Raw genomic sequence first — 13129 nt, forward strand, 5'->3', positions numbered from 1 at the left:
GTGCTCCCGTGCGTTGCCGCAAGCGGCGGTGCCCCCGTGCGTGGCCGCAGACGGCGGTGCTGCCGCGTGTGGGCGTAGGCGGTGGCGGTGCTTCCGCGCGTGGTCGCGAGCGGCGGTGCTGCCGCGCGGCCGTAAGCGGTGGTGGTGCTCCCGTGCGTTGCCGCAAGCGGCGGTGTCGCTGGGCGTGGCCGCCAGCGGCGGTGCCCCCGCGTGTGGCCGTAAGCGGCGGTGGCGCCCCCGCGTGTGACCGCAGACAGCGGTGCTCGCGTGGCCGCGAACCGCCGTGCTCCCGCGCATGGCCGCGAACGACGGTCCCCCTGCTCAGTGCCCCGCACGACGTGGTCCGCGCCCGCCCGGACCAGGGATTCGTCCGGGCCGGCGCAGACCGCCTGTCGTGCGCGCCCCCCGTCAGGCCGCCGCGCGCGGCATCTCCGCTAGCACCCGGGCGACGACGGCCTCCGGCAGGTCCGGCACCAGCTCGGCGCCGTCCTTGCCGTCCAGGACGAAGGTCAGCCCCGACGTCGCCTTCTTGTCCAGCCGCATCAGATCGATCAGCCGGGCCGGTGCGACGTCCGCGGGCAGCTCGTGAAGCAGCCCGTAGTGGCGCACCACCTCCAGGTGCTCCACCGCCCGCCGTTCGTCGATCCGGTCCAGGGCATGGGCGAGCCGCCCGGCGAACACCGTGCCGATCGCCACCCCCTCGCCGTGCCGCAGCCTGAAGTCCGTGGCCCGCTCCAGCGCGTGGCCCAGGGTGTGGCCGTAGTTGAGCAGGTGGCGCAGGCCGGTGTCGCGCTCGTCGGCGGACACGATCTGCGCCTTGCGCGCCACGCTCGCCGCGATCTGCTCCGGCAGCGACAGCTCCCGCAGATCGCCGGCGCCGATGAAGTGGCAGCGGGCGATCTCCCCGTAACCGTTGAGCATCTCCCGCTCGGGCAGGGTCTCCAGGTAGTCGGTGTCGCACAGCACCGCGCTGGGCTGCCAGTACGCGCCGACGAGGTTCTTGCCCTCGGGCAGGTTGACGGCGGTCTTGCCGCCGACGCTGGCGTCCACCTGCGCGAGCAGCGTGGTCGGCAGATGCACCACGGGCACCCCGCGGTGGAAGAGCGCGGCGGCCAGACCGACGACGTCCGTCGTGGTGCCGCCGCCGACGGAGACGACCACGTCCTCACGGGTCAGCCCGAAGCGCACGAACTCCCGGCACAGCGACTCGACGGTGGCGAGCGTCTTGTCCGGCTCGCCGTCACGGGCCGGCACGACGAGTGAGGGCACGCCGGGGTCGGGTATCCAGGCGTCCGGCCGGGCGGAGACCACCGCCGCGCGCCGCGCCCCCAGCCGCTCGACGACCCCGGACAGCGAGTGCCGCACCCCGGGTCCGATGTCGACGGGATAGGAGCGGTCGCCGAGTTCCACCCTGATACGGGTGTGGTGAGGCGTGGAATCTGTCATGTCCGTGTGAGTCCCTTTCCCTGCCGTCCCGCCGTCGAGGGAAGGGGGACGGGGAAAGGAATCCCGCTCCCCGGGCGCTCGCGGGAATTGGCCGCCTATCACGGGTGTATTTCGGCCGACAGCCGATAACACGAAGACTGTCCGCACGGCGGTGGAGCCTAATACCGCCGGGCCGCCCCTCCAAACACCTGCTGATTAATCCTCGTCACCCCGCAAGTTAGGGACACGTAGGGGGGTGATGAGGGGGGTGCGGAGAAGCACTGGATGACAAGACTGTGCCGGGTAGGGCGAACCATTTGCCATTACGGGCTGCCCGTCCGCTGTCGCCCTGGAGGGATGACGACACATGTTGCGCACGGAGCTGATCCGACCGCTTCCCGAGCTGCTGATCCAGCAGGCCCGGCAGTTCGGTGTCAAGGTCGCCTACAGGGACGCTCGGCGGAGCGTGAGCTACAGCGATCTGGAGCTGCGGACCCGCAGACTCGCCGGGCACCTGGCGGAGTTGCGGCTGCAACCGGGCGACCGGGCGGCCATCTGCCTGGGCAACCGTGTCGAGATCGTCGAGAGCTACTACGCCATCACCCGGGCCAGTGCCATCGGCGTACCGGTCAACCCGCAGAGCAGCGACGCGGAACTCGCGCACATCCTCGACGACAGCGGCGCCCGGATCGTCATCACCGATCACCCGCACGTGGAACAGCTGCGGCGCCTGCTGCCGGACCGCCCGCACCTGACGGTCGTCCTGGTCGGCGACGAGCCGGCACCGACGGGCTTCCTGCCCTACGAGTCGTTCGCGACCCGGGAACCGGCCACCCCGGCCCGTGACGACCTCGGCCTGGACGACCTGGCGTGGATGCTCTACACCTCGGGTACCACCGGCAGGCCCAAGGGTGTGCTCTCCACCCAGCGCAACTGCCTGTGGTCGGTGGCCGCCTGCTACGTGCCGGTGCCCGGACTCGGCCCCGAGGACCGCGTCGTCTGGCCGCTGCCCCTCTTCCACAGCCTCTCGCACATCGCCTGCGTCCTCTCCGTGGTGGCCGTGGGCGCCAGCGCCCGCATCGTCGACGGCCTGTCGGCCGAGGACGTGCTGACCGCCCTGGACGAGGAGCGCGCCACCTTCCTGGCCGGCGTCCCCACCCTGCTGCACTACCTGCTCGACGCGGCACGCGACCGCGGCTTCACCGCCCCCCGGCTGCGCGTGGCCCTGGTCGGCGGCGCGGTCACCACCGCCTCGCTGCGCCGGTCCTTCGAGCGCGTCTTCGGCGTCCCCCTCATCGACGCCTACGGCTCCACCGAGACCTGCGGCTCCATCACCGTCAACTGGCCCGCCGGCGCCCGCGTCGAGGGCTCCTGCGGCCTGCCGGTGGTGGGCCTGGGCGTACGCCTGGTGGACACCGGGACCGGAGAGGACGTAGCCGACGGCGAGGAGGGCGAGGTCTGGGTGCGCGGGCCGAGCGTCATGGCCGGCTACCACAACCAGCCCGAGGCCACTGCTGCCGCCTTCCACGACGGCTGGTACCGCACCGGTGACCTGGCCCGCCGGGACGCGGCCGGCTACTTCACGATCACCGGCCGCAAGAAGGAACTCATCATCCGCGCCGGGGAGAACATCCACCCCGGCGAGGTGGAGGAGGTCCTGCGCTCCGTCCCCGGCGTCGCCGACGTCGCCGTGGTCGGCAAGCCGCACGACGTGCTGGGCGAGGTGCCGGTCGCGTTCATCGTCCCCGGCCCCCAGGGACCGGACACGGAGCAGCTGTTCGCCGAATGCCGCGACCGGCTCTCCTACTTCAAGGTGCCCGAGGAGCTGTACGAGATCGAGTCGATCCCGCGCACCGCCTCCGGCAAGATCATCCGGCATCGGCTGCTGGAGACGCCCGCCCGGCTGCGCGCCACCAGCAGCGGCCTGTACGACTCGCTGTTCCGCGTCGACTGGATACCCAGTTCCCCGCTCTCCCTGGGCCAAGTCCCGGGCGAGCCGCAAGGCTGGGCGCTCGCGGGCTCCGACGCGCTCGGCCTCGCCGCCGCCCTGGAGGACGTCGGCACGGCGTGCGAGGTCCACACCGACCCTGCCGCCGCCCACGCGGCGGCCCGCCCCGCCGCCCACGGCGGCACCGGCGTCCTCCTCGTGGACCGCACCCCCTACGACTCCGCGGCGGGCATCGAGGAATTCATCACCTCCCTCGCGGACTGGCTGGCCGACGACCGCAACGCGAACGTCACCCTCGTGGTCCTCACCCGGCGTGCCGTGGCCGCCGGCGCCGGCGAGGACGTCAGGGACCCCGCGCACACCCCGCTGTGGGGCCTGGTCCGCGCGCTGCAGACCGAGCACCCCGGCCGGCTCGTCCTCGCCGACCTCGACACCGACGGCCTCGGCGAGGACGGGGCCCGCCCCCTGGTCGCCGCCGTGAACGCCGGGGAACCCCAGCTCGCCATCCGCTCCGGCATCGCCCTGCTGCCGCGCCTCGCCCGGGTCTCCATGGACCGGGAGGAGCCGCCGCTCCCGCTGCTCGACCCCGACGGGACGGTCCTGGTCACCGGCGCCGCCACCGCCCAGGGCGCCGCCCTCGCCCGCCACCTCGTGACCGCGCACGACGCCCGCCACCTGCTGCTGGCCCACGACCCCGAGCACGGCGACGCGAGCGTGCGGGCCCTGTGCGCCGAACTCGCCTGCGCTGGCGCCCGGGCCACCGCCGTCGCCTGCGAGCCGGGCGACCGCGACGCCCTCGCCGAGCTGCTGGCGGACGGCGAACGCCCGCCGCTGACGGCCGTGGTGCACGCGGAGGAGATCACCGGGACCGGTACCGCGTCCGCCACGGCACACGCCCTGCACGACCTGACCGCCGACCACGACCTGGCCGCGTTCGTCCTCTGCTCCTCGCCCCTCGGCGTCCTCGGCGCCCCCCGCGCCGGCGAGATAGCGGCCGAGAGCGCCGCGCTGGAGGCACTGGCCCATCACCGTCGTGCCCACGGCCTGCCCGCGCTCTCACTCGCCTGGGGGCCCTGGCGCGGCGCCGCCGCTGAGAGCGCTCTCCCCTTCGCGGCGGGCGAACTGACCGAACAGCAGGCCCTGGTGCTCTTCGACGCGGCGCACGCCGCCGGCGAGGCCGCGTTCATCGCGATGCGCCTCGACAACGCCGCCCTGCTCGGCGGCCCGGTCCCCGCACCGTTGCGCGGACTGATCGACACCACCGCCCGGCAGATCCCCGCGGAGACCTCGCAGCTGCGCGGCCGGCTGGAGAGCGTGCCCGCCGACGAGCGGGAGGACCTCCTGCTGCGGCTCGTACGCGCCGAGGCGGCCGCGGTCCTCGGCCGCGCCGGCACCGACGACATCCCGGCCGACCGGGCCTTCAAGGAGCTGGGCTTCACCTCGGTCATGGTCGTCGCCCTGCGCGACCGGCTCGGCGCCGCCACCGGACTGCGGCTGCCCGCCACGAGCGCCTTCGACCACCCCACCCCCGAAGCCCTCGCGCACCGGCTGCTGGGCGCGGTCTACGGCGAGTCCGCGGACGTCCCCGCCCCGCCCGTCCCCGCCGCGGCGGCCGGTGACGAGCCGATCGCGATCGTCTCGATGGGCTGCCGGCTGCCGGGCGGTGTCACCTCGCCCGAGGACCTGTGGCGGCTGGTCGCCGACGGCGCCGACGGCCTCTCGCCGTTCCCCTCCGACCGGGGCTGGAACCTGGCGGAGCTGTACGACCCCGACCCCGACGCCGCCGGAACGTCCTACGTCAAGGTGGGCGGGTTCCTCGACGACGTGGCCGGCTTCGACGCCGAGTTCTTCGGGATCTCCCCGCGCGAGGCGCTGGCGATGGACCCGCAGCAGCGGCTGCTCCTTGAGACCTCCTGGGAGGTCTTCGAACGCGCCGGCCTGGACGTGACCGCCCTGCGCGGCACGGACGTCGGCGTCTTCGCCGGGGTCATGTACCACGACTACACTACCCGGGCGGTGCGTCCCGCCAAGGAGATCGAGGGCTACCTCGGCGTCGGCGGCGCGGGCAGCGTCGTCTCCGGCCGGGTCTCGTACACCTTCGGCTTCGAGGGCCCCGCGGTGACGGTGGACACGGCGTGCTCGTCCTCGCTGGTCGCCCTGCACCTGGCCGCCCAGGCGCTGCGCGCGGGGGAGTGCTCCCTGGCGCTGGCCGGCGGTGTCGCGGTGATGTCGACCCCGGGCAGCTTCGTGGAGTTCTCGCGGCAGCGCGGCCTCGCCGCCGACGGCCGCTGCAAGGCGTTCGCCGCCGCGGCGGACGGCACCGGCTGGTCCGAGGGCGTGGGTCTGCTCCTCCTGGAGCGGCTGTCGGACGCCCGCCGCAACGGCCACGAGGTCCTCGCCGTGGTACGCGGCACCGCTGTGAACCAGGACGGCGCCTCCAACGGGCTGACCGCCCCCAACGGCCCCTCCCAGCAGCGCGTCATCCGCCAGGCCCTCGCCAACGCCGGCCTCACCCCCGCCGACGTCGACGCCGTCGAGGCCCACGGCACCGGCACCGCCCTAGGCGACCCCATCGAGGCGCAGGCCCTCCTCGCCGCCTACGGCCGTTCCCGCCCCGAGGGTTCGCCGTTGTGGCTGGGTTCGCTGAAGTCGAACATCGGTCACACGCAGGCCGCCGCGGGTGTGGCGGGTGTGATCAAGATGGTGCAGGCGATGCGGCACGGTGTGCTGCCGAGGACGCTGCACGTGGACGCTCCGACGCCCGAGGTGGACTGGTCGGCAGGCGCGGTCGAACTGCTCACCGAGGCGAGGGACTGGCCGGAGCACGGGCGCCCCCGCCGCGCCGGCGTCTCCTCCTTCGGGATCAGCGGCACCAACGCCCACGTCGTCCTCGAACAGCCCTCCGACGAGCCCGCTCCCGCCGAGGGACCGGATCCGGCGGACGCGCCCGAGCGCGCCCTGCCCGACGGACTCGTCCCGCTCGTGCTCTCCGCCAAATCCCAGGAGGCCCTGCGCGCCCAGGCCGGACGCGTCGCCGCCCTCCTCGGCACGGAGCCCGCGCCCGCCCTGGCCGATGTCGCCCTCACCCTCAGCGGCCGGTCCGCCTTCGAGCACCGCGCGGTCGTGGTCGCCGGCTCCCCCGAGGAGGCCCGCACCGACCTGGCCGCCCTCGCCGCCGGCGACGACACCACCGGCACCGCCACCGACGGCAGGCTCGCCGTCGTCTTCTCCGGCCAAGGCGCCCAGCGCCCCGGGACGGGCCGCGAACTGTACGCGGCGTTCCCGGTGTACGCCCGCGCCTTCGACGAGGTCTGCGCCTGCCTGGACCGCTGGCTCGACCGCCCGCTGCGTGACATCGTCCTCGCCGAACCCGGCACCCCGGACGCCGACCTGCTCGACCGCACCGCCTACACCCAGGCGGCCCTGTTCGCCGTGGGCGTGGCCCTCTACCGACTGGTCGAGTCCTGGGGCGTGCGCCCCGACCTCGTCGCCGGGCACTCCATCGGCGAACTCGCCGCCGCCCATGTGGCCGGCGTGTGGTCCCTGGAGGACGCCGCGGCCCTGGTCGCCGCCCGCGGCGCGATGATGCAGCGCCTGCCCGAGGGCGGTGCCATGATCGCCGTCCAGGCCGCCGAGGACGAGGTCCTCGCCGAACTCACCGACGCGGTCGCCGTCGCGGCGCTCAACGGCCCCGAGGCCGTCGTCCTCTCCGGTGACGCCCCGGCCGTCGAGGCCGTGGCCGCCGCCTTCGCGGCCCGCGGCCGCAAGACCAAGCGGCTGCGCGTCTCGCACGCCTTCCACTCGCCCCGCATGGAGCCGATGCTCGACGCGTTCCGCGAGGTCGCCGCCGGACTGGACTTCCGCACCCCCGCCCTGCCCGTCGTCTCCAACCTGACCGGCGCCCTCGCCGACCCCGCCGAGCTGTGCGCCCCCGAGTACTGGGTACGACACGTCCGCGGCACCGTCCGCTTCGCCGACGCCCTGCGCACCCTGCGCGAACAGGGCGCCACCACCGTCCTCGAACTCGGGCCCGGCGGCGTGCTGACCGCCATGGCCCGGGACTGCCTCCCCGAGGACGTCGACTGCGTGGCCGCCCTGCGCGACGGCAGGCCGGAACCGAGGACGCTGCTCGCGGCCGTCGGCCGCGCCCACACCCGGGGCGCCCGCGTCGACTGGCCCGCCCTGCTCGCCGGCGGCGACGCCCGGGCCACCGCCGTACCCACCTACGCCTTCCAGCACCAGCGCTACTGGCTGGACGCCGACGGCCCCGGCGACCTCGGAGCCGCGGGCATCACCGCGGCCGGCCACCCGCTGCTGACCGCCGCGGTGGACCTGCCCGAGGCCGACGCCGTCACCCTCACCGGACGCCTCTCCCCGGCCGACCGGCCCTGGCTCGCCGACCACGCGGTCGGCGGCACGGTCCTGCTGCCCGGCACCGCCCTGGTCGAGATGGCCATCCGAGCGGGCGACGAGGTCGGACACGGCGCCGTCCGCGAACTCGTCCTGGCCGCGCCCCTGATCCTGCCCGCCGACGGCGCGGTACGCATCCGCGTACACGTAGGCGCCCCCGACGAGACCGGCGACCGCCCCGTCGCCGTCCACTCCCGCCCCGACGGCGCCGACACGGTCTGGACACGCCACGCCAGCGGCACCCTGACGCCGCCCCACCCCGACGACGCTCCCGGCACCGACACCACCCCGTGGCCCCCGGCGAACGCCACGGCCGTGCCCGTCACGGACTTCTACCCGGACCGCGCCGCGGCCGGCTACGCCTACGGACCCGCCTTCCAGGGACTGCGCGCCGCGTGGACCCTCGGCACGGAGGTCTTCGCCGACATCGTCCTCGACGACGAACACCACGCCGACGCCGACCGGTTCGGCCTGCACCCGGCCCTCTTCGACGCCGCGCTGCACCCCAGCGCCCTGGCCGGCATCGCCGAACCCGACGACGGAAGCCGTCTGCTGCCCTTCGCGTGGAACGGCGTACGGCTGCACGCCTCGGGCGCCAAGGCCCTGCGGGTCCGGCTGACCCCCGTCGGCGAGAACGCGGTCTCCCTGCGCGTCACCGACACCACCGGCGCCCCCGTCGCCGACGTCGACTCCCTCGTCCTGCGCCCCGTGGCCGCCGGCCAACTGCGCCCCGCCGCCGAAGCGGGACACGAATCCCTCTTCCGCACGGCGTGGACGACTCTGCCGGTCACGGCGCGCGCCGACGGACTCGACGGCATCCGCGTCCTCGACGCCACCGGCGACGGCACCTCGGCCGAGGACGTGCGCACCCTCACCACCCGCGTGCTGGAGCACCTCCAGGCGCTGCCGGCCGAACCCGGCGGCGACACCGCGCGGCTGCTCGTCATCACCAGGGGCGCCGTCGCCGTTCGCGACGGCGAGCACGTCACCGACCCGGCCGCCGCCGCGGTCTGGGGCCTGGTGCGCTCCGCCCAGTCCGAGAACCCCGACCGCTTCATCCTCGCCGACACCGACGCACTGGACACCTCCCGCGACGCGCTCACCGGGATCCCGGCGGCGGCCGCGGCCCTGGAGGAATCGCAGTTCGCGGTGCGCGACGGCGAGGTGTCCGTGCCCCGCCTCGTCAGCGCCGCCCCCGCGGGCCTCACGGTCCCCGACGCCGCCGCCTGGCACCTGGACACCACCGGACCCGGCACGCTGGAGAACCTCGCCCTCGTACCGGACACCGACCCCGGCCCGCCGGGACCCGGCCAGGTCCGCGTGGCCGTCCGCGCCGCCGGCATGAACTTCCGCGACGTCATGATCGCCCTGGACATGTACCCCGGCCGGGCCGCGATCGGCGGCGAGGCCGCCGGCGTCGTCCTGGAGACCGGCCCCGGCGTGACCGGCCTGTCACCCGGCGACCGCGTCATGGGCCTCTTCCCCGGCAGGGCGTTCGCCCCCGAGGCCGTGACCGACCACCGAAGGCTCGTCCGCGTCCCCGCCGGATGGACCTTCGCGCAGGCCGCCGCCGCGCCCATCGCGTTCCTCACCGCCCTCTACGGCCTGCGCGACCTGGCCGGCGTCCGCACCGGCGAGACGGTCCTCGTGCACGCGGCGGCCGGCGGCGTCGGCATGGCCGCCGTCCAGATCGCCCGCCACCTGGGCGCCGACGTCTACGGCACCGCGAGCCCCGGCAAGTGGGACACCCTGCGCGCCCAAGGACTCGACGACACCCACATCGCCAACTCCCGCACCACCGACTTCGAGCAGCACTTCCTCGACGCCACCGACGGCCGCGGCGTCGACCTCGTCCTCGACGCGCTGGCCGGCGAGTTCGTCGACGCCTCCCTGCGCCTGCTGCCGCGCGGCGGCCGTTTCCTGGAGATGGGCAAGACCGACATCCGCGACGCCACCGAGGTCGCCGCGCGCTTCCCCGGAGTGGACTACCGGGCCTACGACCTCGCGGAGGCGGACGACGACCGGATACGCGAGCTGCTCGACGAACTCGCCGACCTCTTCGACCGCGGAGCCCTCACCCCGCTGCCGGTGACGGCATGGGACGTACGACAGGCCCCGGACGCCTTCCGGCACCTGAGCCGGGCCCGCCACGTGGGCAAGGCCGTCCTGACCCTGCCGCACCGGCCCGACCCCGACGGCACCGTCCTGATCACCGGCGGCACCGGCTCCCTCGGCGCACTCGTCGCCCGCCACCTCGTCACCGGACACGGCGCCCGCAACCTGCTCCTCACCAGCAGGCGCGGCCCCGACGCGCCCGGCGCGCGGGAACTCACCGCCGAACTCACCGCCCTCGGCGCCACCGTGCGCGTCGCGGCCTGCGACGCCGCCGACCGCGACGCCCTGGCCCGGCTGCTGGAGTCCGTCCCGGCGACGGCGCCCCTGACCGCCGTGGTGCACACCGCGGGCGTCGTCGACGACGGCGTGCTCGCCGCGCTCACCCCCGACCGGATCGCCACCGTCCTGCGGCCCAAGGCCGACGCCGCCCTGAACCTGCACGAGCTGACCCGGGACCTCGACCTCGCCGCCTGGGTGCTGTTCTCCTCGGCCGCCGGTGTCCTCGGCAACCCCGGGCAGGCCAACTACGCGGCGGCCAACTCCTTCCTCGACGGACTCGCCCGCGTCCGCGGCGCCCAGGGACTGCCCGCGCTGTCGCTCGCCTGGGGCCTGTGGTCGCACACCGGCGGCATGACCGGCGCCCTCACCGAGGCCGACCTGCGGCGCACCGAACGCGACGGCATGCTCGGACTGACGGCCGAGGAGGGACTGGCCCTCTTCGACGCCGCCCTCACCTGCGGCGAACCGGCGCTGGTGCCGACCCGGCTCGACCCGGGCGTGCTGCGCGGCCGGGCCGCCTCCGGCGGACTCCCCCCGATGCTCCGCGCACTCGTCCGGGCGCCGCGCCGCACCGCCGCCACGGCCACCGCACCCCGGCGGACCCTCGCCGAACGGCTCGCGGGACTCCCCGCGGACGAGAAGGCCGCCCTCGTCCTGGATCTGGTCCGCAAGGAGGCCGCGACCGTCCTCGGCCACTCCGACGCCTCACTCGTCGTACCCGACCGCGCCTTCAAGGAGGCCGGGTTCGACTCGCTGACGGCGGTGGAACTGCGCAACCGGCTCGGCAAGGCCGCGGGGACCGGACTGCCCGCGACAGCCGTGTTCGACTACCCGGCGCCCACCGTGCTCGCCGACTACCTGCTCAAGGCACTCGACCAGGAATCCGACCCGGTCGCGGCCAAACTCGACGCCCTGGAATCGGCACTCGACGCCCTGCTGGCGGAGGAACTGGAGCACTCGGGCATCCACTCCCGGCTCAAGTTCCTCGGATCCCGCCTCGAAGAAGCCGCCCTGAACGGCGGCTCCGCCGAGACCACCGACCGGGCCGGCCAACTCGAAGCCGCCACCGCCGACGACATCTACGCCTTCATCGACAACGAGCTCGGGCTCGGCTGACCCGCCAGGCCACCCGGAAGAGGAGATCAGTTTCCATGACCACCGACGAGAAGGCGCTCACCTACCTCAAGCGGGTCTCGGCCGAGCTGCAGCAGACGCGGGAGAAGCTGCGCGAGGAGCAAGGCCGGCGCACCGAACCCATCGCCATCGTGGCCATGGGCTGCCGGCTGCCGGGCGGGGTGACCTCCCCCGACGACCTCTGGCGCCTGGTGTCCGAGGGCACCGACGCCGTCAGCGCCTTCCCGGCCGACCGCGGCTGGGACCTCGACACCCTCTACGACCCCGACCCGGACGCCTCCGGCAAGTCCTACGTCCGCGAGGGCGGCTTCCTCGACGACGTGGCCGGCTTCGACGCCGAGTTCTTCGGGATCTCCCCGCGCGAGGCGCTGGCGATGGACCCGCAGCAGCGGCTGCTCCTGGAGACCTCCTGGGAGACCCTGGAACGCGCCGGGATCGATCCCTCCGCCCTCAAGGGCGAGAGCGTCGGCGTCTTCACCGGCGCCGCCGGACAGGAGTACGCGCCCCGCATGGGCACCGGCTCCCAGGAGATCGAGGGCTACGTCCTCACCGGCGGCGCCGGCAGCATCGTGTCCGGCCGCGTGTCCTACACCTTCGGTGTGGAGGGCCCGGCGGTGACGGTGGACACCGCCTGCTCCTCGTCCCTGGTGGCGATCCACCTCGCCGCGCAGGCCCTGCGCTCCGGCGAGTGCTCGCTCGCGCTGGCCGGCGGTGTCGCGGTGATGTCGACCCCGGGCGCCTTCGTGGAGTTCTCGCGCCAGCGCGGACTGGCCCTCGACGGCCGCTGCAAGGCGTTCGCCGCCGCGGCGGACGGCACCGCCTGGGCCGAGGGTGTCGGCGTACTGCTGCTGGAGCGGCTGTCGGACGCCCGCCGCAACGGCCACGAAGTCCTGGCCGTCGTGCGCGGCACCGCCGTGAACCAGGACGGCGCCTCCAACGGGCTGACCGCCCCCAACGGCCCCTCCCAGCAGCGCGTCATCCGGCAGGCGCTGGAGAACGCGCGCCTGTCCGCGGCGGACGTCGACGTCGTCGAGGCGCACGGCACGGGTACGTCCCTCGGTGACCCGATCGAGGCGCAGGCCCTCCTCGCCACCTACGGCCGTTCCCGCCCCGAGGGTTCGCCGTTGTGGCTGGGTTCGCTGAAGTCGAACATCGGTCACACGCAGGCCGCCGCGGGTGTGGCGGGTGTGATCAAGATGGTGCAGGCGATGCGGCACGGTGTGCTGCCGAGGACGCTGCACGTGGACGCTCCGACGCCCGAGGTGGACTGGGCCAGTGGTGCGGTCGAGCTGCTCACCGAGGCGAGGGACTGGCCGGAGCACGGGCGCCCCCGCCGCGCCGGCGTCTCCTCCTTCGGGATCAGCGGCACCAACGCACACATCATCCTGGAACAGCCCCGCCCCGCCGACCCGTCCGACACCCCCGCTCCGACCCGCACGATCCCCAGTGGTGTGGTGCCGTTGGCGTTGTCGGGGAGGTCTGGGGAGGCGTTGCGTGGGCAGGCGCGGCGGCTTGCGGAGTTTCTGGAGAGCCGTCCTGATGCCGTGCTGCATGACGTGGCGTTGTCTTTGACGTCGCGTGCGGTGTTCGGTCATCGGGGTGTGGTGGTGGCGGGGTCTCGTGAGGAGGCGTTGAGTCGTCTTGTGGCGTTGGCGGATGACTCTTCGGTGTCGTCGTCTGCGTCTGCGTCTGCGTCTGCGTCTGCGTCTGCGTCTGCGTCGTCGTCTGTGTCTGTGGCTCGTGGTGATTCGGGTGTGGTGTTTGTGTTTCCGGGTCAGGGGGCGCAGTGGGTGGGTATGGCGTTGGGTTTGTTGTCGG

At 74.4% G+C, this 13129-nt stretch carries 3 protein-coding genes; 2 read left to right on the forward strand and 1 reads right to left on the reverse strand.

What is annotated here, in order from left to right:
* Positions 1 to 408: 408 nt before the first annotated feature.
* Positions 409 to 1446 carry a 3-dehydroquinate synthase family protein gene (locus ACF073_RS12120; protein WP_392068877.1) on the reverse strand — a complete coding sequence of 346 codons (1038 nt, stop codon included), beginning with the start codon at positions 1444 to 1446 and terminating at the stop codon, positions 409 to 411.
* A 346-nt stretch (positions 1447 to 1792) separates the two neighbouring features.
* On the opposite strand from ACF073_RS12120, the gene ACF073_RS12125 reads away from it, so the two are divergent.
* Both ACF073_RS12125 and ACF073_RS12130 read left to right on the forward strand, forming a co-directional pair.
* Positions 1793 to 11293, forward strand: coding sequence for an SDR family NAD(P)-dependent oxidoreductase (locus ACF073_RS12125; RefSeq protein ID WP_392068879.1), 9501 nt, complete (start codon positions 1793 to 1795; stop codon positions 11291 to 11293).
* A 35-nt stretch (positions 11294 to 11328) separates the two neighbouring features.
* Positions 11329 to 13129, forward strand: a 1801-nt coding sequence (locus tag ACF073_RS12130; RefSeq protein ID WP_392068881.1) for a type I polyketide synthase, incomplete at its 3' end; no start/stop codon positions are given.

The organism is Streptomyces sp. NPDC015171, from assembly GCF_043079545.1.
Lineage (GTDB): Bacteria > Actinomycetota > Actinomycetes > Streptomycetales > Streptomycetaceae > Streptomyces.

Coding starts and splice junctions, on each gene's coding strand:
- ACF073_RS12120 (WP_392068877.1), bottom strand. CDS start 1,446: ATGACAGATTCCACGCCTCACCACACCCGTATCAGGGTGGAACTCGGC.
- ACF073_RS12125 (WP_392068879.1), top strand. CDS start 1,793: ATGTTGCGCACGGAGCTGATCCGACCGCTTCCCGAGCTGCTGATCCAG.